The organism is Glycocaulis abyssi, from assembly GCF_041429775.1.
Classification (GTDB): domain Bacteria; phylum Pseudomonadota; class Alphaproteobacteria; order Caulobacterales; family Maricaulaceae; genus Glycocaulis; species Glycocaulis abyssi.
Map to the genome: position 1 here is coordinate 2,663,626 of NZ_CP163421.1, position 25,018 is coordinate 2,688,643.

Annotated in this window: 26 protein-coding genes and 1 tRNA gene; 12 read left to right on the plus strand and 15 right to left on the minus strand. The window is 64.6% G+C overall.

The window, feature by feature from the left end; translation table 11 throughout:
- Positions 1 to 106 precede the first annotated feature (106 nt).
- Entirely contained in the window at positions 107 to 1,354 is a 1,248-nt protein-coding gene (locus tag AB6B38_RS12880; RefSeq protein WP_371393281.1) for a lytic murein transglycosylase, read from the plus strand.
- A gap of 120 nt (positions 1,355 to 1,474) precedes the next feature.
- Here AB6B38_RS12880 and AB6B38_RS12885 read toward each other — a convergent pair whose 3' ends face one another.
- Positions 1,475 to 2,755, minus strand: a complete 1,281-nt coding sequence (locus AB6B38_RS12885) for an MFS transporter (RefSeq protein WP_371393282.1) — start codon at positions 2,753 to 2,755, stop codon at positions 1,475 to 1,477.
- Between the two features lie 190 nt (positions 2,756 to 2,945).
- On the opposite strand from AB6B38_RS12885, the gene motA reads away from it, so the two are divergent.
- The 4 genes from motA (at position 2,946) to AB6B38_RS12905 (ending at position 7,184) form a co-directional block, all read left to right on the plus strand.
- Complete coding sequence (motA, locus tag AB6B38_RS12890) at positions 2,946 to 3,812, plus strand: flagellar motor stator protein MotA (RefSeq protein WP_371393283.1); 867 nt, start codon at positions 2,946 to 2,948, stop codon at positions 3,810 to 3,812.
- Between the two features lie 122 nt (positions 3,813 to 3,934).
- Positions 3,935 to 5,740, plus strand: a complete 1,806-nt coding sequence (mnmD, locus tag AB6B38_RS12895; RefSeq protein ID WP_371393284.1) for a tRNA (5-methylaminomethyl-2-thiouridine)(34)-methyltransferase MnmD — start codon at positions 3,935 to 3,937, stop codon at positions 5,738 to 5,740.
- A gap of 65 nt (positions 5,741 to 5,805) precedes the next feature.
- The gene (locus AB6B38_RS12900) at positions 5,806 to 6,654 is read left to right on the plus strand and encodes a WecB/TagA/CpsF family glycosyltransferase (protein WP_371393285.1); all 849 of its coding nucleotides are present in this window, start codon (positions 5,806 to 5,808) and stop codon (positions 6,652 to 6,654) included.
- A gap of 86 nt (positions 6,655 to 6,740) precedes the next feature.
- Positions 6,741 to 7,184, plus strand: a complete 444-nt coding sequence (locus AB6B38_RS12905; RefSeq protein WP_371393287.1) for an acyl-CoA thioesterase — start codon at positions 6,741 to 6,743, stop codon at positions 7,182 to 7,184.
- Positions 7,185 to 7,195: 11 nt separating this feature from the next.
- On the opposite strand, the gene AB6B38_RS12910 is transcribed toward AB6B38_RS12905, so the two are convergent.
- From AB6B38_RS12910 to cpdR, 3 genes are all read right to left on the minus strand, one after another.
- A complete protein-coding gene (locus tag AB6B38_RS12910; protein WP_371393289.1) occupies positions 7,196 to 7,909 on the minus strand; it encodes a PepSY domain-containing protein in 714 nt (237 codons plus the stop codon).
- A 113-nt stretch (positions 7,910 to 8,022) separates the two neighbouring features.
- Positions 8,023 to 8,100: transfer RNA gene (locus AB6B38_RS12915), tRNA-Val, on the minus strand.
- A 78-nt stretch (positions 8,101 to 8,178) separates the two neighbouring features.
- Entirely contained in the window at positions 8,179 to 8,547 is a 369-nt protein-coding gene (gene cpdR, locus AB6B38_RS12920; RefSeq protein WP_371393291.1) for a cell cycle two-component system response regulator CpdR, read from the minus strand.
- A 156-nt stretch (positions 8,548 to 8,703) separates the two neighbouring features.
- On the opposite strand from cpdR, the gene AB6B38_RS12925 reads away from it, so the two are divergent.
- The 3 genes from AB6B38_RS12925 to AB6B38_RS12935 all read left to right on the plus strand — a co-directional run bounded on the left by AB6B38_RS12925 (position 8,704) and on the right by AB6B38_RS12935 (position 10,972).
- On the plus strand, positions 8,704 to 9,579 hold the full coding sequence (locus AB6B38_RS12925) for an N-formylglutamate amidohydrolase (RefSeq protein WP_371393292.1): 876 nt from the start codon (positions 8,704 to 8,706) through the stop codon (positions 9,577 to 9,579).
- Between the two features lie 98 nt (positions 9,580 to 9,677).
- Positions 9,678 to 10,100 carry a helix-turn-helix domain-containing protein gene (locus AB6B38_RS12930; protein ID WP_371393293.1) on the plus strand — a complete coding sequence of 141 codons (423 nt, stop codon included), beginning with the start codon at positions 9,678 to 9,680 and terminating at the stop codon, positions 10,098 to 10,100.
- A 68-nt stretch (positions 10,101 to 10,168) separates the two neighbouring features.
- Positions 10,169 to 10,972: an inositol monophosphatase family protein gene (locus AB6B38_RS12935; protein ID WP_371393294.1), complete on the plus strand. Its 804-nt coding sequence runs from the start codon at positions 10,169 to 10,171 to the stop codon at positions 10,970 to 10,972.
- On the opposite strand, the gene AB6B38_RS12940 is transcribed toward AB6B38_RS12935, so the two are convergent.
- Together AB6B38_RS12940 and AB6B38_RS12945 are read right to left on the minus strand one after the other, a co-directional pair.
- A complete protein-coding gene (locus tag AB6B38_RS12940) occupies positions 10,969 to 11,661 on the minus strand; it encodes a hypothetical protein (protein ID WP_371393296.1) in 693 nt (230 codons plus the stop codon). The genes AB6B38_RS12935 and AB6B38_RS12940 overlap by 4 nt on opposite strands.
- A complete protein-coding gene (locus tag AB6B38_RS12945) occupies positions 11,658 to 12,671 on the minus strand; it encodes a class I SAM-dependent methyltransferase (RefSeq protein ID WP_371393297.1) in 1,014 nt (337 codons plus the stop codon). The genes AB6B38_RS12940 and AB6B38_RS12945 overlap by 4 nt, the downstream gene beginning before the upstream one ends.
- A 259-nt stretch (positions 12,672 to 12,930) precedes the next feature.
- Here AB6B38_RS12945 and AB6B38_RS12950 point away from each other — a divergent pair, with 259 nt between their 5' ends.
- On the plus strand, positions 12,931 to 13,398 hold the full coding sequence (locus AB6B38_RS12950) for an Hsp20 family protein (protein ID WP_371393298.1): 468 nt from the start codon (positions 12,931 to 12,933) through the stop codon (positions 13,396 to 13,398).
- Positions 13,399 to 13,551: 153 nt separating this feature from the next.
- On the opposite strand, the gene AB6B38_RS12955 is transcribed toward AB6B38_RS12950, so the two are convergent.
- The 5 genes from AB6B38_RS12955 to AB6B38_RS12975 form a co-directional block, all read right to left on the minus strand.
- Positions 13,552 to 15,627, minus strand: a complete 2,076-nt coding sequence (locus AB6B38_RS12955) for an NAD(+) synthase (protein ID WP_371393299.1) — start codon at positions 15,625 to 15,627, stop codon at positions 13,552 to 13,554.
- Positions 15,628 to 15,693: 66 nt separating this feature from the next.
- On the minus strand, positions 15,694 to 16,680 hold the full coding sequence (locus AB6B38_RS12960; RefSeq protein ID WP_371393300.1) for an acetyl-CoA carboxylase carboxyltransferase subunit alpha: 987 nt from the start codon (positions 16,678 to 16,680) through the stop codon (positions 15,694 to 15,696).
- Between the two features lie 95 nt (positions 16,681 to 16,775).
- Positions 16,776 to 17,699: a site-specific tyrosine recombinase XerD gene (locus tag AB6B38_RS12965; RefSeq protein WP_371393301.1), complete on the minus strand. Its 924-nt coding sequence runs from the start codon at positions 17,697 to 17,699 to the stop codon at positions 16,776 to 16,778.
- Positions 17,696 to 19,345: a hypothetical protein gene (locus AB6B38_RS12970; protein WP_371393302.1), complete on the minus strand. Its 1,650-nt coding sequence runs from the start codon at positions 19,343 to 19,345 to the stop codon at positions 17,696 to 17,698. The genes AB6B38_RS12965 and AB6B38_RS12970 overlap by 4 nt, the downstream gene beginning before the upstream one ends.
- On the minus strand, positions 19,329 to 19,469 hold the full coding sequence (locus AB6B38_RS12975) for a hypothetical protein (RefSeq protein ID WP_371393304.1): 141 nt from the start codon (positions 19,467 to 19,469) through the stop codon (positions 19,329 to 19,331). Before AB6B38_RS12975 ends, AB6B38_RS12970 begins: the two co-directional genes overlap by 17 nt.
- Before the next feature lie 128 nt (positions 19,470 to 19,597).
- Here AB6B38_RS12975 and AB6B38_RS12980 point away from each other — a divergent pair, with 128 nt between their 5' ends.
- Genes AB6B38_RS12980 through AB6B38_RS12990 form a run of 3 tightly spaced genes read left to right on the plus strand, consistent with a single transcriptional unit; the run spans position 19,598 to position 22,536 of the window.
- Complete coding sequence (locus AB6B38_RS12980; RefSeq protein ID WP_371393305.1) at positions 19,598 to 20,155, plus strand: shikimate kinase; 558 nt, start codon at positions 19,598 to 19,600, stop codon at positions 20,153 to 20,155.
- Complete coding sequence (gene aroB, locus AB6B38_RS12985) at positions 20,152 to 21,252, plus strand: 3-dehydroquinate synthase (RefSeq protein WP_371393306.1); 1,101 nt, start codon at positions 20,152 to 20,154, stop codon at positions 21,250 to 21,252. Before AB6B38_RS12980 ends, aroB begins: the two co-directional genes overlap by 4 nt.
- A complete protein-coding gene (locus tag AB6B38_RS12990; RefSeq protein ID WP_371393307.1) occupies positions 21,253 to 22,536 on the plus strand; it encodes an HlyC/CorC family transporter in 1,284 nt (427 codons plus the stop codon).
- A 2-nt stretch (positions 22,537 to 22,538) separates the two neighbouring features.
- Here AB6B38_RS12990 and AB6B38_RS12995 read toward each other — a convergent pair whose 3' ends face one another.
- The 4 genes from AB6B38_RS12995 to AB6B38_RS13010 form a co-directional block, all read right to left on the minus strand.
- Positions 22,539 to 23,096, minus strand: coding sequence for a hypothetical protein (locus AB6B38_RS12995; protein WP_371393308.1), 558 nt, complete (start codon positions 23,094 to 23,096; stop codon positions 22,539 to 22,541).
- Between the two features lie 14 nt (positions 23,097 to 23,110).
- A complete protein-coding gene (locus AB6B38_RS13000; protein ID WP_371393309.1) occupies positions 23,111 to 23,404 on the minus strand; it encodes a DUF2312 domain-containing protein in 294 nt (97 codons plus the stop codon).
- Between the two features lie 80 nt (positions 23,405 to 23,484).
- The gene (locus AB6B38_RS13005) at positions 23,485 to 24,495 is read right to left on the minus strand and encodes an alpha/beta fold hydrolase (protein WP_371393311.1); all 1,011 of its coding nucleotides are present in this window, start codon (positions 24,493 to 24,495) and stop codon (positions 23,485 to 23,487) included.
- Positions 24,419 to 25,000 (minus strand): tetratricopeptide repeat protein, encoded by a 582-nt coding sequence (locus AB6B38_RS13010; RefSeq protein WP_371393312.1) that lies wholly within the window; start codon positions 24,998 to 25,000, stop codon positions 24,419 to 24,421. Before AB6B38_RS13010 ends, AB6B38_RS13005 begins: the two co-directional genes overlap by 77 nt.
- Positions 25,001 to 25,018: the final 18 nt, after the last annotated feature.

Sequence of the window (25,018 nt, forward strand, 5' to 3'; positions counted from 1 at the left end):
CTAACCATATCCGCCTGGCGCGTTCATCGCGCATTGATCTTCTGCGTGTTAACAGGAAGACTTGCGATCTCGCGGGATTGGCCAGGTGCGCGGTGAGGACCCTTACATGCTGACTAACCATCGTTATTTCCGTCACGCAGCCGCTATTGGCGCAGTGTGGCTGGCGGGGCTTGTGCTTGCGGCCAGCCCTGCAGGCGCGGCTCTTGCGCAGGATGTTCCCTTTACCGCGTGGCGCGACGGGTTTGCGTCCGATTTGCGCAGTGAGGGCGTCCGCCCTGAGATCGTGTCCTCGATGCTGGACGGGCTGGAGCCTGACCCGACCGTGATCGAGCGCGACCAGACCCAACCCGAATTTGTCCGCCCGATCTGGCAGTATCTGGAAGGGGCGGTGTCTGAAACGCGCGTGGCCAATGGCCGCCGCGCCTCAGCGCGTATCGCCGAGACGCTGCAGGCGGTGGAAGAGCGTTTCGAGGTCGACCAGCACATCCTCACCGGCATATGGGGGCTGGAAAGTGCCTATGGCGAGATCCAGGGCAATTTCGATATTGTCCGCTCGCTGGCCACGCTCGCCTGGGAGGGCCGCAGGCGCGGGTTTGCCGAGGCCCAGCTGCGTGCCATCGCGCAGATGATAGAGCGCGGTTATGCCACGCGGGCCGAGCTTGTCGGCTCGTGGGCGGGCGGTATGGGCCAGACCCAGTTCATCCCGGCGACCTATATGGAGCGCGCAGTCGACTTCAATGGCGACGGGCGGCGCGATATCTGGCGCAATGAAGGCGATGCGCTGGGCAGTGCGGCAAACCTGCTGGCACGTGCGGGCTGGGAATACCGCCAGCCGGTGTTTACCGAGGTACGCCTGCCGGAAGGTTTCAGTTTTGCGGACTGGAATGAGCGCCAGCGCCGTACGGTTGCCGAGTGGGCAGCGCTCGATATTGATCCGGCGTCCGGCGATTGGGCAGCCGACGATCTCTATCGCTCGGCGCGCCTGGTGATTCCGGCCGGGGCAGGTGCGCCTGCCTTCCTGGTTTATCGCAATTTCGAGGCGCTCTTACGCTATAACAACTCTACCGCCTACGCTCTGGGCGTGGCTTATCTCGCCCGCGCGTTCGAGCATGGCGATGCGGGCATGGCAACGGGCTGGCCGACAGACAATCCGCCGATCAACCGCACCCAGTCACGCGAGCTGCAGGAAGCTCTGGCCCGGCTCGGCCATGATCCGGGCGGGCTGGACGGGGTGGTCGGCCCCAATACGCGCCGCGCCATCCGCGCCTTCCAGAGCGCCAACGGGTTTGAACCGGACGGCTATGCGGGACTGGCGCTCTATAATGCGGTGATGGCGGCGGACAGGGCGCGGTAGACGCTCCCTCGTGCTTCGAGACGCTTCGCTTCGCTCGCCCTCAGCATAAGGGAGCGCTGCTCCTTTCCCCTCATCCTGAGGAGGCCGCAAGGCCGTCTCGAAGGAGAGGGGAAACCTGTTTCACACCATCCCGCCGTCATCCCCGTCTTGCTCAAACGGCTGGACGGCCACCCGCACGCGCGGGTGGAAGAAGGCGACGCCCAGCGCCACGACAGACAGCACGATATTGAGCATGAAGGGCGCAGTGGGCCCTACCGCCTGATAGAGCCAGAGGCCCGACAGGGGCGCGACGAGGAAGCCGAGACCGGCGGTCGCCGCCGTCACACCTGCCGCCCGGCCCTGCTCCCCCGGTGACACCGCCAGGCTGGCTCCGCCGGTAAAGCCGGAGCGGGCAAAGCCAAAGCCCAGTGAGTTCAGCAAAAAGCCGAGCACGATGGAGGCATAGCCGCCGGAAAAGATCAGCTCGATCTGCCCGGCGAGCGTCAGACCCGCCCCGATCAGCATCAGCATGCGCGGAGAGACTTTCAGCGCGGGTATCGCCACCAGCTGGGCAAAAATCAAAGCCGCTGCGCCTGCGGTCAGGGCAACACCGGCGAGCTGAAGGCCGGCGGTCGTGTCCAGCTCCAGCCGGTCGATGATGAAAAAGCCGATGGCCTGCAGGCTGGCGGCCTGCACCAGCCAGCTGGCGCAGCCGTAGAGCACGAAGGCGCGTACCCGCCCGTCGGCGGCAAACGCAAACTGGGCCAGCGGGTTGAGCGGGCGGTGGCCACGTTCCCTTGGCGGTGTGTTCTCCGGCAGGGTCAGGCGGACAATCACCGCGCACGCGCCGACCAGCAGCGCGATCAGCACCATGAAGGGCACCATGCCGATGCGTTCTGAGAAGGCGGCCGCCAGAGCCGGGCCGATCATGCCGCCAAGGGCAAAGGCCGCCGTCATGCTGGCCAGCGCCTCAGTGCGTTCAGACGGGGCGGTGCGGTCTGCGACATAGGCTTGTGCCGCCGGGCCGGTGGCCGAACCGAATGCCCCGAAAAGCGCGCGCGCCAGCGCCATGGCCAGTACAGCGATGAGGGGCGGCAGGAAGCCGCTCTGGCCCGCCCAGGCGCCAGCAGCAAGGATCAGGGTGGAGGCGGCATAGGTCGCCAGCCCGAAAATGACCAGCGGGCGGCGGCCATACTGGTCGGACAATCCACCCCAGACCGGGCTCATCGTCAGATACATCAGGGCAGAGAGGGTGTAGATCGCGCCGACATAGATCTCGGCAATGCCGATATCGCGCGCCAGCGGCGGCAGGATGGCAAACAGCATGGAGTTGCCGACCCCCACCGCCACCAGGCAGATGAAGAGCAGGCGGAAGGCACCGCGCCGGTCCGCCCGTGTCTGCTGGTTCGCGTTCAGGGGCATGGAGGGAGGGATAGTCCGCCCCGCGCGCGTCGTAAACGCTCCGCTAACAGCGTGAAAACCGGGTTTTAAGCATCTTCGCGTAGAAACGTCCCGAAACCGGACATGGGCCGGGGGGAAGAGAAGCGGAAAAATCCGCCCTTTCACCCGGTCCGGCCAGAACGGCTCCGGAAGACTGCGGGATGGTGGGTATATGTTTCAGATAATCGGCATTGTCTGCGTGTTCGCGATGGTGTTTGGCGGCTTTGTGCTCGCTGGCGGCCATTTCGACGTTATTCTCAAGGCGCTGCCCTTCGAGATGATGATGATCATGGGCGCGGCCATGGGCGCGTTCTTCATCGGTAATTCGGGCAAGACGGTCAGCAAGACTGCCGGCGACATGTCCAAGCTCTTCGCCGGGCCGAAATGGAAGCCGCAGGATTATCAGGATCTGCTGGCGCTTCTGTTTGCGCTGACCAAGACGATGAAGACCAAGGGTGTCATCGCTCTGGAGGCCCATATCGAGAAGCCGCATGAAAGCGCGCTCTTCTCCAAATATCCGCGCATTATGAAGGATCATTTCGCGGTCGATTTCATCTGCGACACGCTGCGCATGATGACGATGAATCTGGAAGACCCGCACCAGGTCGAAGACGCGATGGAAAAGCAGCTGGAAAAGCACCATCACGAGGCGTCCGGCCCGGCCCATGCCCTGCAGAACATGGCTGATGCCCTGCCTGCGCTGGGGATTGTGGCGGCCGTGCTGGGCATTATCAAGACGATGAGCGCCATCACCCAGCCGCCTGAATATCTGGGCGCGATGATCGGTTCGGCGCTGGTCGGCACCTTCCTTGGCGTGTTCCTGTCTTACGGCTTTGTCGGCCCGTTCGCGGTGCGGATGAAGGAAGTCTATGACGAGGAAGCGATCTTCTACAAAATCATCCAGAGCGTGCTGGTGGCGCACCTTCACGGCAATGCCGCCCAGATTTCGGTGGAGATTGGCCGGGGCAATGTGCCCTCCAAGATGCAGCCAAGCTTCCTGGAGCTGGAAGAAGCGCTGTCCAACATTGGCGCCGAATAGACCCATAAAAAGAATAATCGGGGGAAGCACCTTGAACGGGCCGGGGCATGATGCTCCGGCCCTTTTTGCGTGTGCGGCCCCCGGCCATTGCCCGCCTGCCTCATCGCGTGTAGCGAAAAGCCATGAGTGACAGCCTTGTCAGACCTTTTGCCAGTCTTGACTGGAGCGATCCGGGCACGCCGCGCGCGGCTGGCGGTGATGTCTATTTTTCTGCCCAGGACGGGTTGGCCGAGACGCGGGCCGTGTTTCTGGGCGGCTGCCGTCTTCAGGAGCGTTTTGCCGCTGGCGGAACCATTATCATTGGTGAACTGGGCTTTGGCACGGGGCTGAATTTTCTCGCCGCGTGGCAGTTGTTCGATGAGGTGGCGCCCGCCGGTGCCCGGCTGCATTTCGTCTCGCTGGAAGGCTTTCCCTTAAGCGCTGCCGATGCGCGGCGCGCGCTATCAGCTTTTGGTGAGTTGCAGGGCAAGGCGGGCGAGTTGGCAGATCAGTGGCCCTCACCCTTGAAAGGCCCGCACATGCGGGTGTTTGCAGGCGGGCGGGTGGTGTTGAGCGTATTTCACGACACGGTCGAGGCGGCGCTGGCACAGATGGATTTTGCCGCCGATGCCTGGTTCCTTGACGGATTTGCGCCGTCCCTGAATGGCGAGATGTGGTCGCCGGAGGTGTTTGCTCACATTGCCCGCCTGTCCAAGTCCGGTACGCGTCTTGGCACGTTTACGGTGGCCGGTGCGGTCCGGCGGGGCCTGCAGGCGGTGGGCTTCCAGATAGAAAAAGTGCCGGGCTTTGGCCGTAAGCGCGAGCGGCTTGAAGGCGTTTTTGCGGGCGAAGCCCATGTCTCCCCGCAAGCATTGCCTGGCAGAGTGGCCATCATTGGCGGCGGCATAGCGGCGGCAAGCCTTGCACGCGCCCTGACGGCTCGCGGCGTCACGCCTGTCGTCATTGCACAGGGCGGTTGGGGGACAGGCGCGTCGGGCGGCCCGGCGGCCCTGTTCACGCCTCGCCTTGAGGCTGCAGACCGGCCCCATGTCCGCGCGACCTTAAGCGCATTCGATTATGCCCGCGCGCTCTATGAGGGGATGGACGGGTTTCATGCATCCGGAGTCTTTCGCGCGCCCTCTGGCAATGACGGCGCGGGGCGGCTGGCGCGCATCGCCACGATGATGGAAGGCGCGGGCGTCGCTGTTCAGGGCGATGGGCTGGCGCTGGAGCGGACAGGCTGGGTAGAGCCGTTGCGGCTTTTGACCGCGCTTGCCGGTAATGTGCCGGTTCTCGATGCGTATGCAGCGCAGGCCGCGCCGCTGCCGGGCGGTGGCTGGCAGGTGCTGGACGCACAGCGGTGCGTACTGACCGAGGCAGAAACGCTTATCCTCGCACCCGGCGCAGATGCCCTGCCGGACGGGCTGGAGGTTCACCTGCCAGTCGAGGCCCTGCCGGGCCAGATCGCGCGCTTTGCCTATGATGGTCCGGCAATTCCTCAGCCCATGGCCTGGGGGCATTATCTGGCGCCGCTAGAAGATGGATCCGTGCTGGCGGGCGCGACCCATGAGCGTGGCCAGAGCCTCCCACCAGAGCAGGCGGCTGAGGACATACGCGCAGCGGTGAGCGCGTTTGATCCGGGTGTTGGGGCAGGGCTGGGAGAGGTTCTGGAGCACTGGGGCGCGGTGCGCTGCGTGCTGCCGGATCGGCTGCCGGCGGCGGGTCAGGCGGTGCGCGCCGATGCCAGCGCAGTGGATCGGCTTTACGTGCTCACAGGATTTGGCGCGCGCGGCTTTGCCCATGCGCCGCTGCTGGCCGAGCATGTGGCGAGCCTGATATGCGGTGAACCCTCCCCGCTGGAGCGCTCTGGCGCGGCCAGTCTCGACCCGGCCCGCTTCGCCTTAAGAGCGTTGCGCAGACAGGGAAAATCACCGCTCCAGGAAAGCTGATCCGGTCTGAAGCTTGCACATCACGTCCCTGAGGCCAGGCAGTCTGGCCCGTAACGGGACGTTTCATGACACTGCCGCTGGACACATCAACGCTTCCGGCCCGCCCCGCAAGGGCTGCGGACCGGCGCGTGCGTGCGCGGCATATCTGGTTTTTGAACTCCGCCTTTGACCGGATCGGGTTTGACACCGCGCTGGAGCGTATTGTCCGGCGCGATCCTGAACGGCCCTTCGCTTTTGTGGTTACGCCCAATGTCGACCACCTTGTGCGCCTGTCGCGCGGGGGCGAGCTTGCTCCGCTTTATGCGCAGGCCTGGCTGACCGTGTGTGATAGCCGCGTGCTGGAACTGATCGCGGCCTTTTCAGGCGAAGAGGTGGAGGTCACGCCGGGCTCTGACCTGACGGCGGCCCTGTTTGAGCACGCCATCGATCCGGCCGAGCCGGTGGTGGTGATTGGCGGGGACGGCGATGTCATCGAGGGCGTTACCGCGCGCTTCGGCCTGAAAGACGTGCGCTGGCACCAGCCGCCCATGGGGCTGCGTACCAATCCTGAGGCCGTTGCCGAGTGCGCGGCCTTTGTGGCGGCCAACCCGGCGCGTTTCGTCTTCCTGTGTGTCGGTTCGCCCCAGCAGGAAATGATCGCGGCAGCGTGTATCGAGCGCGGTGACTGCACCGGCGTCGGCCTGTGCGTGGGCGCATCGCTCGATTTTCTGTCGGGCAAGACGCAGCGCGCGCCGCAATGGATGCAGAGTGCGCGGCTGGAATGGCTGCACCGCCTGTTGGAGGAGCCAAAACGCATGTGGCGGCGCTATCTGGTCGATGGCCCGCAAGTCCTGCTCATCTGGTGGGAGTGGCGCCGGGCGCGGGCCAAGTTGCGCGCGTTTGAAAAATCCTTCTCTGCCCGGCTGGGTGCCTGACCGGCGCACTTGATCCATGGCGCAATAGCCGCTTGTCTTGTGAAACCCGCTATGCGGGAGAGCACTAGCAGGCGGGGGCCTAACTCATGTCGATCAAGCCTGAGCGGCCATCGCGCCGTGATTTTTCATGGTTTCATACCTTGCGGGTGCGCTGGGCCGAGACCGACCCGCAAGGCATTGTCTTCAACGGCAATTATTTTCTCTATTTCGATGTCGCGCTGACCGAGTACTGGCGCGCGGCGGGCATCAACCTGCCCGATGACCTGACGGCGGAGGGAAGCGAATCCTTCGCCGTCAGTGCTCATGCCGATTTCTACGCGCCTGCCGTGTTTGACGAGCTGATCGAGATCGGGGTGACGCTGGAGCGTGTGGGTAACAGCTCGGCGACGTTCCGCCTTGGCATATTCAGAGGCGATGAGGCGCTCACCGGCGGGCGGATGATCTATGCCTGGGCGACGACCACGCTGCCGCGCACGCCCTGCCCGCCGCCAGCTTCGCTGATCGGGAAGCTGCAGGCGATGCAGCGTTAGGGGTCCAGGCCCTAGCGCCCGCTCTGCCGGGCTGCGTGGAGCACCCGGCGCAGGCGCAAGACCAGCAGGATCAGGCCGGACAGCGTGAACAGAAGCGCAAATCCGGCAGCGCTGATGAGAAGCGGATTGTTGATATTGCTGCCATCACGGTAATCCATGATGTGCAGGCGCCAGAACACGTCGAACAGGCGCCAGGTGTCGGATCGGCGCGAGACGATTTGGCCTGTGTCGGGCGCGATGAAGATCATCCGTCCGTCATCACCGTCGATAGCGACCCGCCATACCGGCACCGGCCCGGCATAGTACCAGGGCGCTTCCTCAAGCCATTCTGCTGTTCCGGCTGTTCCAGGCCCCGCGTAATCGCCGTGTGCGACAGCCTGCGCGCCTGCCGCATCGAGAGGGGTCAGGAGGCGTGTTGTGCCGGCATCAATGAGGGCCGTCCGGTCACCGGACTGCAGCAGCCAGGCCGGGCTGGAAAGGTGGGAAACGAGGCGCGCGCTGTCGAGCGTGCGGAAACCAGCTGCCCGGGCAGCGGCAGCCAGCTCCGTCACAGTGCCGGGTTCTACCGCCAGCGGCGCCGCTGGCGCCATGCGGTGTTCGCCGCGCACCTCGCCTATCGGCATAAGGGCCATGCCGAAACCACCGCCAATCCAGAGCAATACCTGAAGCCCGACGACAAGCGCCGACCATTTATGGACCCGCACCACCCATCTCTGGAATTTCACTATGCCATCCCGCCTTTTGCCGTCAGCTTTCATGTGCACGGGCTGAGGGGTTCATGCAAGCTGCGAAGCTGCCGGTGCCGTGCGCAGGCGGAAACTGTGGATGTCACTGGAAATGGTGGGCGCGACAAGAGTTCGAACTTGTGACCTCTACGATGTCAACGTAGCGCTCTAACCAACTGAGCTACGCGCCCGGTCCGCAATACTGCCTGCGAAGCGAGCGGGCGATATAGCCCGCCCCTACGCCTCGCGCAAGCGTTCGTGCTGAAGGTTTACGCCGCTTCCATGGCGCGGGCGACTTCGTCGACCAGATCGCGCAGGTGGAAAGGCTTGGAGAGCACTTTGGCCTCGCGTCTGGCCGACAGCCCCGCATTGAGGGCGACGGCGGCAAAGCCGGTAATGAACATGATTTTCAGGCCCGGATCGATCTCGGCGGCACGGCGTGCCAGCTCGATTCCGTCAACGCCGGGCATCACGATATCGGTGAGCAGAAGCTCGAACGCACCGGCTTCACTGCCCAGCGCATCAAGGCCCTCTTCACCGTCGGCCACGCTTTCCACCTCATGCCCGGCGCGGGTCAGCGCCTTGGCGAGGAAGTCACGCATGGAATCGTCGTCTTCTGCGAGCAGTATCTTGGCCATGGCCATCCCCTCTGGAGTATTTTTATCCACCGCAAAGCCACTCTAGGGCAAGGAGGTAAAATTCCGTTGAACGCCGCGACCCTTACTGCAGAGATTTTTCGTTCTGCAGTGATGCTTGGTGATTGACGCTGCAGACATGCGCGCGATGATGGCTCCATGAACGTTTCTTCCTCCCGTTGTACACCTGCCGCCAGGCCGGAAGCTGTCGAGGTGCTGCGTCCGGCAGAGCGCCTGTCGCCTGTCGTGTTTGCCTCGCCCCATTCGGGTGCCTGCTATAGCGAGCGGTTTCTTCAGCAGGCTGCGTTGCCGCTGAAAGTGCTGCGCAGATCGGAAGATGCGCATATCGATGTGCTGTTCGGGCCGGTTACCGGCCTTGGCGCGCCGCTGGTGCGTGCGCTGTTCCCGCGATCCTATGTCGATCCCAACCGCGCCGAGCATGAGCTGGACCCGGTCCTGTTCGGACCGCAGGCGCATGCGCTGTGTGGCCAGACCAGCCAGAGGGCGTCGGCCGGGCTGGGCGTTATTCCCCGCCTCGCCGGGGAGGGTAATGCGATTTATGAGGCGATGCTGCCACTGGAGGAGGCGTTTGAGCGCCTGGCATCGTGCTACCGCCCTTATCATGCCGCGCTGGCGGGTGAGCTGACTGCGGCCCGCGAGGCGTTTGGACAGTCAATCCTGATCGATTGCCATTCCATGCCAGCGGCGAGCGCAAGGGGGGCCGATATCGTTCTGGGGGACCGGTTTGGCTCTTCCTGTGTGCCGGACCTGACGGGAAATGCCGAGCGGATATTGCGCTCCCTGGGCTTCAAGGTGGTACGTAACCGGCCCTATGCGGGCGGGTTTGCTGCCGAGCACTATGGCCTGCCTGCTGAAGGCCGCCACGCCTTGCAGATCGAGATCAGCCGTGCGCTCTACATGGACGAGCGGTCACTCGAACCCCATCAGGGCTTCGACCCCCTCAAGGCGCGGCTGGAAGCCTTTGCCGCTGCCCTTGTAGACGCCTGCCGGCCGCAATCACTCGCTGCAGAATAAACCATAAGTTGTTATTAACCTCAAAGCACGCTAATGATAAGCGTGCGGCGCGAATCGCGCCCGTCAGGCGGAGGCGATGAGGGAAGATGCAGCCACAATTGAGAGACGATGCAGTCCAGCCTGCCCAGCGTCCGGATATCGACCGCCATGTCGGCGAGCGTCTGCGGCGGCGCAGACGGCTTCTGGGCCTGACCCAGAAAGAGCTGGCCGAGCGTGTCGGCATACGCTTTCAGCAGATCCACAAATACGAGACCGGGATCAACCGGATGTCGGCCAGCCGGTTGTTCGAGATCGCCGAAGCGCTGGGCGCGCCGGTTGAACATTTCTATGACGGCCTGAAGAGCGATGGCGCGAGCCGCGACATGCAGGGCGATCTACTCTCCCGGCGCGAGACAATGGAGCTGGTCAGGGCCTATTACCGGCTGGGGCGTGCGCCGCGCCAGCGCCTGCTTGAGCTGGCCAAAACGCTCCAGAGCGCGCTTGACCCGTCCTTGCGCAATAGCGATACCGGACGGGCCTGACGCCGCGCCGCCAGCTTTCAGGCAGGAGATACCCGTGCGGCGCACCAGCCTGAAGCGGGGGACCAGCCTTGAACCGATACGAGAGCGATACCGCCCTGCTGGGCGTTCTGGCGGACGCTGCGCGCGCAGCCAGCCTTCCCCATTTCCGCAACGGTGTTGCCGCTGACAACAAGGCGGTCAGCGGTTTTGATCCCGTAACGGCCGCCGACAAGGCCGCCGAGGCGGCCATACGCGCCCTTTTGGCCGAACACCGGCCCGAAGACGGTGTTCTCGGCGAGGAGGAAGCGGCCAAGCCGTCACGCTCTGGCCGGACATGGATCGTCGATCCCATTGATGGTACGCGCGCCTTTCTCGCCGGATTGCCAAGCTGGTGCGTACTGATTGCACTGGTGGAGGAGGATGGCCCGGTCCTGTCGGTGATTGATCAGCCCCATATCGGCGAGCGGTTTTTTGGCTCCACCGGGCGGGCGGGGCGGAGCGCCCATGTCGAACGTGGCGGTGAGCGCCTGGCCTTGAAGGTGCGTGCAGGGCGCGCTCTTGGCAAAGCGATAGGGGAAACGACCGACCCTTACCTGTTCGAGGGTGATGAGGCCGGAGTGTTCGAGACGGTACGCAGCCGCGCGCGCCTGATGCGCTACGGGCTGGATGCCTATGGCTATGCGATGGTGGCGCAAGGGGGGGTGGATTTCGTCATCGAGTCCGGGCTGATGAGCTGGGACGTTGCAGCCCTTGTGCCGGTAGTTGAGGGTGCGGGCGGTATTCTCACCGACTGGCAAGGGCGTCCGGCCCATGAGGGCGGACAGGTCGTGGCGGCCGCCAATGCGGACCTGCATGGCGAGCTGCTGGCCCTGCTGGCCCCGGCCGCGCTCTAGCGGGTTTCCACCACGATGCGTTCAGGCGGTGCTTCGAGCACTATTTCGCCGCCTAAGCGGGCAATCCGCCCCGTCATGCGCAGATAGAGCGTATCGTGCAGCGCGCCCAGCGCGCGGCGCTCCCCGCGCGCTGTCACATGCCAGCCATCGGGCGCCGGGCCGTCAAACCGGAATACGATGACGTCAAAGCGTGGTGCCATCAGGGCGGCGAGCCCCATGCTGGCGCGTTGAAGCTGGTCCAGCTCGCGCACCAGCGCTGCCATATCCGAAATGCTGTAGCGCGTGCCGCTGGCTGGCGTATGAAACTCCAGGCGGATGGCCGGTAGCGGGTTGTCACCATCGTGCAGCAGGCGCGTGGCGCGGGTGACAGAACCGGCAGTGTGCGCTTCGGGCGGCAGGACCAGATAACCGCCCGCATCGACGCCGACCGCCAGAAGGCGGGCATCGGGCGCTTCCAGCCAGAATCCTGACCTGTCCGCGGCCTCAGCCGGGGCCGGGTCCAGCCGGTAGACGGGTGTGAACGCGGCTTCGCCATCCTCATAACGCGCCGTGTATTGGCGCCAGAACGGTAATAGCCGGTCTGCCGGATAGGGATTGAGGGCGGATGCCGGAGGCGGCCCGGCCATGGCTGGTGCGCACCAGCCGAGCAGGGCGCTCGCCAGTAGCAGGCTAAGCGCAGACCGGATCACTCAGCCCCCGCATTCCCCGGCTTGCGGAACAGCAGCGTCATCCGGTCGGACTCGCCAATGGACTCATAGGGCGCGCGGTCAAAATCCGGGTCGGGCTCTTCCCCGCGCGGCGCGGACAGGAGGACGGGCGGCAGTGTCCAGACGCCGAACGGATGGTCGGCCGTGTCAGCCGGGTTGGCGTTGACTTCAGAGGAACCCACCAGTTCGAACCCGGCCTCTGTGGCCAGCGCGATGACATAGTCTTCCTGCACATAGCCGGTGGCGGCACGCGGGTCCTGCGGCTGACTGGCGGGCAGGCGGTGCTCCACCACACCCAGAACGCCGCCGGGGCGCAGGGCCGCGTAGAAATCGGCAAACGCCTTCTCCTCAAAGCCGCGCGCCATCCAGTTGTGCACATTGCGGAAGGTCAGGACCGCGTCGGCGCTCCCTTCTGGCACGATCGGGCCTGTGTCGGGGCCGAAGGCAGCAATCTCGATCTCGCCAAAAAGCGGCGCGGAAAAGCGCTCGGCATAGCCATCGATAAAGGCTTGTGTCTGTTCGCTGCCTGCGGGGTCGAAATGCGCCGCCACGTATGAGCCGCCATTGGCGGCAATCCACGGGGCGAGCACTTGCGTGTACCAGCCGCCCGCCGGCCAGATTTCGACCAATGTGCCAGACGGATCAACGCCAAAGAATTCAAGCGTTTCAAGCGGGTTGCGCCAGACATCGCGCGCCACGGCATCGGCCCGCCATTCGCCCGCCACGGCCCAGGCGAGCGAGCCAGTCTCCGGTTCGGTGGACAGGCTGGCAGTGTCGTCCGGTGTATCGCTGGCCGGGATATCGGCTTCAGGTGCGTCCGGCTCGGCGTCTTCGATATCCGCCTCGTCATCGATATCGGGTGAGAGCGATGCCCCGACCGCATCATCGGTGTCGATGGCGGCGGGCGCCGGTGCTTCGGTGTCCGAACTGTCCCCGCACGCCATCAGGGGCAGGCACAGGGCAAGAGCAGAGACGGTGACGAGAAGGCGCATGCGGCAAATCCCCTTGGCATGATGTCGTGTTCTTTGCGCCAGACTAGCGCTGCAATCGCTGACGGCAAAATCGCAAAACACCAAAACGGCCCTCTTGCGCACCCCGAAAGCTGCACCCATGTCAGTATCACCGGGGTGCCTTTCGGGCTCCGGCGAGTAATGGAAACCTTGATGTCCGCCTTTGGTCCCGTGCGCTCAGTCGAGGCGCGGACATGTCACCGGAGGGCATCGAACTGATCGCTTCTGAAGGAGGATCTTCATGCGTACCATCGACTACACGCCGCTTTACCGCACGATTGTCGGCTTTGACCGTCTGGCCAATATGATCAACTCGGCGGCCAAGCAGGAAACGGGTAATGGCTACCCGCCCTACAATATCGAACAACTCAGCGAGCACGAGTATGTCATCGAATTGGCCGTGGCCGGGTTTGGTGACAATGATCTCGACGTTCAGGTGCAGGAAAACGTGCTGACGGTGTCTGGCAAGCGCGAAAGCGATGACAGCGAACCGCGCCAGTTCATCCATCGCGGCATTGCCGAGCGCTCCTTCGAGCGCCGCTTCCATCTGGCCGACCATATCCAGGTGCGCGATGCGCGCCTTGAAAACGGCCTTCTGGTGCTGCGCCTCGAGCGCGAGATACCTGAAGCGAAAAAACCGCGCCAGATCGCCATTAATGGCAAGTCCGGCGCCAAGCTGATCAGCGGTTCCAAGACCAAGGCCGCGTAAGCTGCGCATACCGCCCCGCAGGAACGGAGCGAAGGCTGGCCAACTCACTGGGGCGATGCGGTTTTCCCCTGCCGCAGACCCGCCCTTGAGCAACCCGCCAGCAGACTGACATGAGAACGCCCGCGTGCTTTTCCCCTGGCACGCGGGCGTTTTTTATTTTTCCCCAAGCTCGTCTTTCAGCCGGCCAATCGCCTCGCGCCAGAGCTTTGCGCTCATGTCGGAGGGCATGCGCCAGTCCCCGCGCGGGGAGAGCGCGCCAGCGGAGGTGAGTTTCGGCCCGTTGGGCACGGCCGAGCGCTTGAACTGGCTCTGGCCGAAAAAGCGGGTGTGGAACACGTCCAGCCATTTGAGGATATCGGCCATCGTGTAGTGATGACGGTCGGCCTCTGCCACGTGATCGGGCCAGTCGCTGCGCGAGCTTTCGCCCCAGGCGGTCTTCTGCAGGAAGGCGATCTTCTCCGGCCCGAAGCCATAGCGCACCACATAATGCAGGGTGAAATCCTGCAAGGGGTAGGGGCCGATCACGCTCTGCGTGCTCTGGATTTGCCCGTTCTCTCCGGCTGGCACCAGCTCAGGGGAGATTTCGGTTGCCAGGATGCGCTCCAGTACCGGGCCAGCCGCCTCCCCTGCCCGGCCGGTGCGCGCGGCCCAGGCGATGAGATGCTGGATCAGGGTTTTGGGCAGGCCCGCATTGACGTTGTAGTGCGACATGTGATCGCCAACGCCATAGGTGCACCAGCCGAGCGCAGCCTCGGAGAGATCGCCGGTGCCGATCACCAGCGCGCCCTCATGATTGGCGGCGCGGAAGAGATAGTCGGTACGCAGGCCCGCCTGCACATTCTCGAATGTCACATCGTATTCGGCCCGGCCATCAGTAAAGGGGTGACCAAGATCGGCCAGCATGCGCTCGGCCGCCGGGCGGATATCGATCTCGCGATGGGTGACGCCCATGGCGTCTGCCAGCGCGATGGCCTGTTCGCGCGTTGCCTCGCTGGTGGCAAAGCCGGGCAGGGTGTAGGCGAGAATATCGGCACGCGGCAGGTCCAACCGGTCGAAGGCGCGCGCGGTGACGATGAGGGCCTGTGTGGAATCCAGTCCGCCCGATATGCCGATAACGGCGCGGCTGATACCGCTGGAGCGCAAGCGCTGGACCAGTGCCTCTACCTGTATTGACCAGGCTTCAAAACAGTCCTCGTCCAGACGTTCGCGGTCTGATGGCACGAAGGGGAAGCGTCGGATTGTACGTTCCAATGGCAGCGTTTCATCCAGGGGTGGGGCAGCTGTGAAGCTCACTTTCCGCCAGCCGGTCAGGCGCTCGCGTGCATTGCGGGCACCGTCCCGGAAGGTGGAAAAGCGCAGCCGGTCCTGCACGATCCGCTCCACGTCGATCTCGGTGACGAGGCCGGTGTTGTCCTCAAAGCGCGGGCCTTGCGCGATGGTCTCGCCCAGCTCGCAGGCAATCGTCTGCCCGTCCCAGGTGAGGTCTGTCGTGCTCTCGCCTGTGCCGGAGGCGGCGAAGATGTAGGCCGATAGTGTGCGCTGGGACTGCACGCGCACCAGTGCTTCACGCTCGCGTGCCTTGCCGATCAGGGCGTTGGAGGCCGACAGGTTGACGATGATATTCGCGCCCGCCAGCGCGCCATCAAGGCTTGGCGGATGGACCGCCCACAGATCCTCGCAGATTTCGGCCATGAAGCTGAAGCCGGGCACATCGCTGGCGGTGAAGACGAGTTTGGTGCCAAAGGCAGCGTCCTGCCCCGCATAGCGCACAGTATCTGCCATTGCCGCGCCGCCTTCGGCAAACCAGCGCTTTTCGTGGAATTCACGGTAATTGGGCAGATAGCTCTTTGGCACCACGCCCAGAAGCCGCCCGCGACGGATGATGAGGGCGCAGTTATAAAGCTGGCCATCGACCGCTACCGGCGCACCGGCGACAAGTAGCGGCATGAGGTCGATCGAGGCGTCAATGAGGGCCGCTGCCGCCTGCTCTGCGGCCTGCAGCATCAAAGCCTGATGGTGGAGATCATCCAGCGCATAGCCGGTCAGGGACAGCTCAGGGAAGAGGACCAGCGCAGCGCGGCTCTTATCAGCCTCTTTGGCCAGTTTGATCTGGCGGGCCGCATTCTCCATCGGGTCGCCGGGCGCAACATGGGGCGCAAAGGCGGCTACGCGCACAAAGCCGTGGCGATAAAGATTGTGAAAGGCCGGCATGACGCCCCTTTTGCTCATAATGAGTATTTCGTGAGCCTCAGAGACGCCTTTCCGGCCAAAAAATCAAGGGGGGACGGGGAAAACCTACACCGCTGGTTCCATCAGCGAGCGGCCAATGGCGAGGAAGCGCTCGCGGCGCTTCCTGCGCAAGGTGGCCGGGTCCAGCCCTTCAAGACTGGAGAGGTTTTCTTCCATCGCATCGCCCACCGCCTTGATGGTGGCGTCACGGTCGCGATGCGCGCCGCCGACCGGTTCGGGGATGATCTTGTCGATGATTTTCAGCCCGATCAGGTCCTGTGCGGTGATCTTCATGGCAATGGCCGCATCGCGCGCCTTGGCCCCGTCGCGCCAGAGAATGGAGGCGCAGCCCTCCGGCGAGATCACCGAATAGATGGAGTGCTCCAGCATCATCACCGTGTTGGCAGAGGCCAGCGCGACCGCGCCGCCCGACCCGCCTTCGCCGGTAATGACCGATATCAGCGGCGTGCCGAGCGTCAGGCAGCGCTCGGTGGAGCGGGCAATGGCTTCAGACTGGCCGCGCTCTTCCGCGCCGACGCCCGGATAGGCGCCCGCCGTGTCCACGAAAGTGAGAACCGGCAGGGAAAACTTGTCAGCCAGATCCATCAGGCGCGCCGCCTTGCGATAGCCTTCAGGGCGCGCCATGCCGAAATTGTGCTTCAGGCGGGTCTGCGTGTCGTGACCCTTCTCATGGCCCATGACGACCACGGCGCGGCCGCGGAACCGGCCCAGCCCGCCGACAATGGCGTGATCCTCGGAGAAGCGGCGGTCGCCGGAGAGTTCCTCGAAATCGGTGATGAGACCGGCCAGAAAATCCTTCAGGTGCGGGCGCTCAGGATGGCGCGCCACCATGGTTTTCTGCCAGGGGTCCAGCTTGGCGTAGAGATTTTTCAGCTGGGTGGCCGATTTCTGGCGCAGCTTGGCGACTTCCTCGGCCACATCCGGCGCATCCTCGCCATTGCGTTCGGAGACCGATTGCAATTCCTCGATCTTCGCATCGAGCTCGGCAATCGGGCGTTCGAAATCAAGATAGGTGCGCGTCGGGTTGGACATGGATCCCCTGAGATAAGGCTACCCGGCCAAGGGTCGCTGGCCGAACGGGCAAACTAGCCGCGACATCCCGCTGTCACAAGCTGGCTGTCAGCAGGTTATTTACGGCTGAGCGGGTGCGCGTCTTCCATCAGCGAGCGTAGGCGCGCTTCAAGCACATGGGTGTAAATCTCGGTGGTGGAGACATCGGCATGGCCGAGCAAGGTCTGCAGGCTGCGCAGGTCTGCGCCATTGGCCAGAAGATGCGTGGCAAAGGCGTGGCGCAGCACGTGCGGCGAGACGCGCGCCGGGTCGAGGCCCGCTTGCACGGCAAGTCCTGAGAGCATCTGGGCGAAGCGTTCGCGGGTGAGATGGCCGGCTTTGGCGCTTGATGAGCAGAAGAGATAGCGCTCGGCGCGGGCGCGCAAGGGCGATGCCTTGCCGGGCAGAAACTCCTCCCGGACGCTCCTGTAGGCGTCGACCGCCTCCAGGGCAGAGGGCGTGAGGGGCACGATACGGTCCTTGTTGCCCTTGCCGGTGACGACCAGATAGCGCTCGGCGCGCGAGAAGGCGGCAAGCGGCAGGGTGACCAGCTCGCTGACGCGAAGCCCGCCTGCATAAAGCAGCTCCAGCGCCGCGCGCAGGCGCAGACCGGCAGGGCCTTCTATCGTATCGGCGGCGTCGAACAGGCGTCCCACTTCGGCTTCGGAGAGGATTTTGGGCAGGGCGCGGGCCTGTTTGGGGCCTTTGTGACCGGCTGTCGGATCATCGCCGCGCACGCCTTCTTTCAGGAGGAAACGGTAATAGCGTTTCAGCGCCGAGAGACGCCGCGCAGCCGTGGCAGGGCTTAGCCCGTCAGCGGCCAGTGCCTGCATCAGCTGTTCGAGATCGGCGCTCGTGGCGTCATTGAGAGCCACGCCGAAGCGCGCGAGGCGCGTTCCGGCATCATCCAGATCGTGGCGGTAGGCGGCGAGCGTGTTGGCGGCAGCGCCGCGTTCGGCGCTCAGCATGTCGAGGAAAAGCGCTATGTGCGATGCGCTCACGCGCTCTCCTCGGCCAGTGCTTCGAGTATCAGCTGCAGCGCCTCGGCGCGATGACCTGCACGCTCCAGAAGATAGCTGGCCAGCGTATAGGCTTGCGCGCTGCCATTGCTGGTCTCGATCAGGCCGGCGGCCAGCAGCAGGGTTTCAGCGCGCGAGTTGTTGACCAGAGAGAGGGCGGCCATGGATGCAAAATCCGCCTCCCGCCCTGCTGCCCCGTCGTCCGCGCCCGCAGAGAGAAGCTGCACGCGCACCGTTTCGGGGACAGACGCGCCAAGCGCTGCCAGACCGGCAAGCTGGGCGAGACGTTCAGGGCGTGCACCCTCCGCCCGCGCAGCCAGAATTGCGCCAAACGGGCCGGACCCGATATCGTCCGCGGCTATGCCTATCGCCATGTCGAGAGCGACCATGATGGCGGGCGCAGGCGGCTCCCAGGGGTCTTCCTCGGGCAGGCTGGCAAAACCTGGCGGCGGTGTCAGCATGCCGGGCGCGCCGGGTGTCTGTGCGTTCTGGTTGCCATTCATTTCCTGCAAGGGCCGGTCGCGCTCCGGGCCGGACAGCAGGGCCTCGCGCCAGCGCCAGGCCCGCTCCAGCTCACCTTCAAGGGCGAGTGCCAGTATGAAGCGCGGGCCGTGGACGAGCGTCTGCTCATTGATCGGGATTGTCTCGATCTCCATCGCATAAGCTCTGGCGACTTCGGCAAACCGGCCTTCGCTTACCGCATCGTCAAACCGGGCAGCCAGCGCTTCGGCGGCGATCAGACGGTCAATGTCCTGCTGGGCGATGGCGGCGAGGGCAGCGGCTCTGTCTGCGCCCTCCATGGCCATGGCCGCTTCCAGAGCCTCATCGAGAAATTCGGGCAGGGTAATGGCCGGGCCGGTGCGGGCAGCGGCCCGCTTCAGCCAGGCAGGCGCGCCCTCAGCCACGCTGATGCGTTCTTCGGGTGCCAGTGTCATGGCGATGGCCAGCTCCAGCCCCGTTGATACCGGGTTGGCTGATGGCAGGCCACGATCAAGCACAAGCGCGTCAAAATACGCGCCGAAATTGCCGCCCCCTTCCGAGGACCGGGCAAGATCGGCGGTCAGCTCGGCGGCAGGCATATTGCCCGCCAGCGCCAGGCACACGGCGCGTGCGCGCAGCCAGTAGGGTTCGTCACGCCCGCGCAGCAGGCTTTCGGCAGTATTGCAGGCCGGCCCTGTCTCGCCGAGGGCAAAGGCAGTTTCGGCATGCAGGCGCGAGAGCGCGCTGGACTGGTTCAGGCGCGGTGTGCGTTCGAGAAGCTGGTAGACCTGTTCCACCCTGCCAGCGGCAAGGGCCCGGTCGGCGCGCAATGCCGCGAGCGCAAAATCATCGCGTCCGCCGCGCGGCGGCTCGCCGGAGGCAAGCAGCACGCGTTCGGCCAGACGCGCTGCGCCTGCGTGCCGCCAGCCCTGACCGCTGCTGCCGGGCAAGGTGCCCAGGATGACGCGCAGGGCGTCCGCATCGCTGGAGGACCAGATGTTCGAGGGCAGGATATTGCGCGAGCCGATCTGGAAAGGATCAACCGCGCCCAGCTCCTGCACCTGAATGGCGCCGGACGGCTGCTGGGCGTTTGCAGGCGCAGCCAGCAGGGCTGCACATACGGTCAGGGTGCTAATCGCCCAGCGCATCGGTGACCTCGACCCGGATTTCTGTCTGCTCAGGTGCCATGGTGTCGGCCATGACAAGCAGAATGGCAAAAATGGCACCGACGCAAATGACGCCGATGCCCACTCCAATCAGCAGTCCGCGCATGATAAGCGCCCCTCGTGGCTGGTATGCGGTTCGCGATATTCTACACTAGCGCGGACAATGCGGCGTTTTCCAGACATAGCACGCGGCAATTGCTCATTATCTCTCACACGCTTATAGCGTGGATCATCATGGATCGTGCGCATATCGCAAGAAGGCTTGGCTGTCCGGTGGTGCTGGTCGGCCTGATGGGGGCGGGCAAGACCACTATCGGGCGCCGCCTGGCGCTCCGTCTGGGCTGGGATTTTCGCGATTCCGACCACGAGGTGGAGGCGGCCGCCGGGCGCAGCGTATCCGACATATTTGCCGATTTTGGTGAAGCGTCCTTCCGGGACGGGGAAAGGCGTGTGATCGGCCGCCTCATGGAGGAGTCCGGTTCCAGCGTTATCGCGCTGGGCGGGGGGGCTTTCATCAATGAGGAAACCCGCGCGCTCATCAGGCAGAAGGCCCTGTCGGTCTGGCTGAAAGCGGATATCGATACGCTGATGGAGCGGGTCTCGCGCCGCGATACGCGCCCGCTATTGCAGACGGAGGACCCGCGCGCGGTGATGGAAAAGCTTCTGGCGGAGCGTTCACCGATCTATGCGCAGGCCGATATTCATGTGACATCGCCTGGAACGCCCCATGATGCGGGCGTAGCCGCGATCATCGAGGCGATGGCAGCACGCGTGGAGGCGCAAGGGCGTTGAGCGAGTTTTTCCGCATTCCTGTTGAGGCCACGTCCCGAGCCTATGAAGTGCTGGTTGGCGCAGGTGCGCTGGAGGCGGCCAGTACCCAGCTGGCGCAGCTATGTCCGGCGGGCCGAGCGGTCATTGTGGCTGACAGGGCCGCTCTTGAGGCACATCGCGCCCGGCTGGAAAATGTGCTGGCCGGGGCCGGGCTGAAACCCGATTTCATCCTTCTGGACGGCGGTGAGGGCGTCAAAAGCTGGGACGCATTGCGCGGACTGGTCGAGGCGCTGCTGGACCGCCAGATGGCGCGCAATGAAAGCCTGATCGCCTTTGGCGGCGGAACGGTGGGCGATCTGGCAGGCTTTGCAGCCTCCATAATGAAGCGCGGATGCGGCTTCATCCAGATGCCGACGACCCTGCTGGCGCAGGTGGATTCCTCGGTTGGCGGCAAGACGGGCATCAATACCGGCCATGGCAAGAATCTTGTCGGCAGTTTCTATCAGCCAGATCTGGTGGTGGCCGATAGCGGCTTTCTGGAAAGCCTGCCCCGGCGCGAGCTGGCGGCTGGCTATGCCGAGATCGTCAAGGCCGGGCTGATTGCGGATCGCGCGTTGTTTGAACGCCTTGAAGCGGTGGAGGGTGATGCGCTGGCGCTGGACAGGCTCGTGCCTCTCATTGCCGATGCGGTGCGTTTCAAGGCTCGGATCGTGGCCGAGGATGAGCGCGAAGGCGGCGTGCGGGCCCTGCTCAATCTGGGCCATACCTTCGCCCATGCCTTCGAGGCAGAAGCGAAAAAGGGCGCGCTCGTTCACGGCGAGGCGGTCTCCTGCGGTATCCTCATGGCGCTGAAGTTTTCTGCGTCGCTGGGCCTGTGCGGGGCGGATGATGCCAGGCGGGCGGCGGCTGTACTGAGCGGGGCCGGTTTGCCGGTCTCGATTCATGATCTTCCCGGCGGCCCGTATGGTGCGTCCGCCCTGATGGCGCGCATGGGGCAGGACAAGAAGAATGCCGGTTCGGGCGTCACCCTCATTCTCGCGCACGGCATTGGCGAGGCTTTCATTTCGACCGGCCATGAACCGGCACAGATCGAAGCGTTCCTCACAGGAGAGGTCTAGATGGATATCGTGTTCGAGGCGTGGATGGGCTGGGCGTTTGCCGCCATCGTGCTCCTTCTCCTGTTGTCGGCCTTCTTCTCCGGTTCGGAGACCGCGCTGACGGCCACGTCCAAGGCGCGCATGCTGGCGCTGGAGAAGGAAAAGAACGGGGCTGCGGCGCGCGTCAGCCTGCTGATCGAGGATCGCGAGAGCCTGATCGGGGCGATCCTGCTGGGCAATAATCTCGTCAACATTCTCGCCTCGTCCATCGCGGCAGCGGTGTTTCTGGCCATGTTCGGCGAGGCCGGTGTGCCCATCGCCACGCTGGTGATGACGGCGCTGGTGCTGGTGTTTTCCGAGGTGATGCCCAAGACCTACGCATTGTCGAACCCGGACCGGCTGGCCATGCTTGTCTCCTTGCCCATCCGCATCGTGACGGCGGTGTTCGGTCCGGTTGTGGCGGGTGTGCAGGTGGTGGTGCGCGGCACGCTGCGCCTGATCGGGGCCGATGTGACCGGGCCGGTATTGTCGGCGCACGAGGAGATACGCGGGCAGATCGACATGCACCTGCAGGAAGGCGGCGTGGTCAAGCATGACCGCGACATGCTGGGCGGCGTGCTGGATCTGCGTGAACTGACCGTCGATGACGTGATGGTTCACCGCAAAAGCCTGGTGATGCTCGATATCGACCAGCCGGTGGGGCAACTGGTCGACACCGCGCTGACCAGCCCGCATACCCGCCTGCCCCTCTGGCAGGGCGAGCCGGAGAACATTGTCGGCATTCTCCATGTGCGTGATCTGGCGCGTGCCCTGCACGGCGCAGGCGGCGACAGCTCCAAGATCGACATCGCCAGCCTCAAGCGGGAACCCTGGTTTGTGCCGGAAACGACCGAGCTTTTCGATCAGCTCAATGCGTTCCGCGCTAAGCGCGAGCACTTCGCCCTGGTCGTGGACGAGTATGGCGCGCTGCAGGGCGTGGTGACGCTGGAGGATATTCTCGAAGAGATCGTCGGCGAGATCGAGGACGAGCACGATCTGGCACCACCGGGTGAATTCAAGCGCGAGGCCGATGGCTCGGTCATCGTCGACGGCGCCACGGGCATTCGTGAGATCAACCGCGCGCTGGACTGGGAATTGCCCGATGACGAGGCGGTGACGATCGCGGGCCTGGTGATCCATGAAGCCCAGACCATTCCCGAGCCGGGCCAGCGCTTCCGCTTCCATGACGTGCAGTTCGACATTCTCGAACGCCGGCGCAACCAGATCACCAAGGTGAAACTGACCCCGCTGGGCGAGGAGGAGTAGGGCTACTCCTCCTTGCCGCCCTTGATGACGGTGAAGCGGGGGCGGGGCTTTTGTGGTGACGGTGCTTTTGCAGGTGCCGGTGCTGGTGAAGGACCGGGTACGTGTTCGGCGTCAGACAGCCGGGGTGCCGCCGGCCCGGCCTCTGGCATATCTGCCGGTACATCCTCATTGATATCGCGGATATTGGCTCGGCGTTCCGGGCGTTTGGCCGAAAAGCTGGAGCGCTGGGCCTTGTCCTTCGGCTTGAAGCTCGAGCGCTTCCAGGGCCGGGTTTCCTTGCCCTTGGCTTTGGCTTCCAGCTCTTTCAGCTTGGCGGCCTGCAGCTGGGATAGCGGCTCGTCCAGCGAGCCCTTCTCAGGGTCGGTAAAGGCCGAGCCAAACGTGTTGAGCCGCTCTTCCACGCTGCCGAGAAACTCATCCTCCCATTCGGTGAGGAGGGCACGTGCCTCGCGGGCGGCTTCGGCATCGCCATCGGCTTCCGCCTCGGCGAGCGCCCGGCGCACGCGGTCGAGGCGGCGCAGGGCCTTTTTCTTCTTGCGGTCGTCAATCTCGCGGGCCATGGCCTCGCAAAGTATCAGAGATCGCCGAGCGCGCCGAGATAGGTTTCAAGTACCGCTTCCATTTCCATGCGTTCCTGGCGGTCCTGCTTGCGGATGCGGATGACCTGGCGGAGCACTTTGACGTCAAAGCCATTGCCCTTGGCCTCGTCATAGACCTCCTTGATGTCGGCCATGAGGGCCTTTTTCTCTTCTTCCAGCCGCTCAATGCGCGCGACAATGGCGCGAAGCTGTTCATCGGCCTTGGGCGTGCCGCCCTGAACGGGGGCGCTGGCGGCATCGGCGGGGGCTTGGGTGAAGGGTTCGGCCATCGGGCGTCCTCATCTGGCAAGGGGTGATCTTGACCGATGGCTTAGGACGCCAGCGCCAGCCGGGCAATGCCAGCGTGCGCCTAATCCACACCTGCGGCGCGGCCGCGCACTGACGCGATGGCCTCTGCCACCCGGCCTGCATGGGCGAAATGCGGGTTGTGGCCAGCTCCTTCGATCAGGATCAGCTCGGCATTGGGCATGGTCTCGGCCACCGGCACGGAATGGCGGCGGGTGGAGACGACGCTGTCCTCAGTGCCCGCCAGAATGATCGTGGGCTGGGTGACCCCGGCATAGCGCTCCTCCTGCGCTTCCAGATGCGCGTTGACGTTTGCCATATCAGCCGCGTTGGCCTTCCAGACAGAGGCGTTGAGAAGCATGGTGAGCGCGGTCTGTTCCACATAACCTTCGGGCACCGGTTCGGGCGCAAATGCGCTGGCGGCACCTGATTCCAGCTGGGCACGGCCATAGGTCGGCACGATCAGCCGCGTGATGACCGGGCCGATGAGAGGCCAGTGCGTGGCGCGGTTATAGAGGGCCGCATCGCCGACATTGGCCCGGATGGCAGGCGCGATCAGCACGATGCCGGACACCGCTTGCGGGTGGTCCATGGCAAGGCGCAAGGATATGGCCCCGCCCCAGGAATGTCCGGTGACAATGACGGGTCCGGCGTCTATCGCATCCAGAAACTGTGCGATGAGGGCGGCCTCGGCTTGCGGGCTCCAGCGGCCGGAGGGACGCTGCGAGTGGCCAAGGCCGGGCCGGTCCAGCCAGATCACGCGCTCGCCCGTGAGCGCATCGCCTAGCCCCATCAACGGCTCGCGCAGATTTGCCGATGCGCCGTGCAGGACCAGCACGGGCGGCGTGTCTGCCGGGCCGGTCACGTGATAGTGCAGGCGTGTGCCATCAATCTCGATGAACTGGCCGATGGGCTCCAGCGGATCATCGCCAACGGGCATGGCACGGCCTCCGGCACAGGCGGTGAGAACGAGAAGAAACGCGGTGAGAACAGTCAGATTAAAGCGCACGGCCTGCCAGCTGGTTTTCAAGGCGCGCGCGAGCCTGACGGGCTTGCGGGTGCCAGGGATGGACACGCAATGCCTCTTCATACGCAATAAGGGCCGCTGCCGGTTCACTCGCCCGTTCCAGCGTGCGCCCCAGCAGCGCGTAGGCGTCAAACCGGCGCGGCTCCAGATTGACGGCCTGGGTCAGCGCATCCAGCGCAAAGCTCCAGTCCCCGCGCGCCATGGCCAGTTGTCCGGCGGCCATCCAGCCTTCGGCAAAATCGGGCTCCAGAATACGCAGATGCGCGTAGGCGCGCTCGGCCGTCTCCAGATCACGCTCGGCTATCGCCTGTTCCGCCCGGTCCAGCAGGAGCGAGGCGGTCGCCCCGCCTGATTGCCGCCAGATGGAGCGCACCTCGTCGGCGATGGCTTCGCCTTGGGATTCCGATGCGGCTTCAGCCAGCGCTGCCAGCCGCTCATCCAGACGCTGTTCGAGCGTGAGGACGGCGCGTTCCTCGTCCGGCCTCTCCGGTGTCACGGAGATGCCGGGCGGCACGGCGAGCGCCAGCAGCAGGCATGTCAGGCAGGCTATCATGCGCGCAAGGATAGCGGC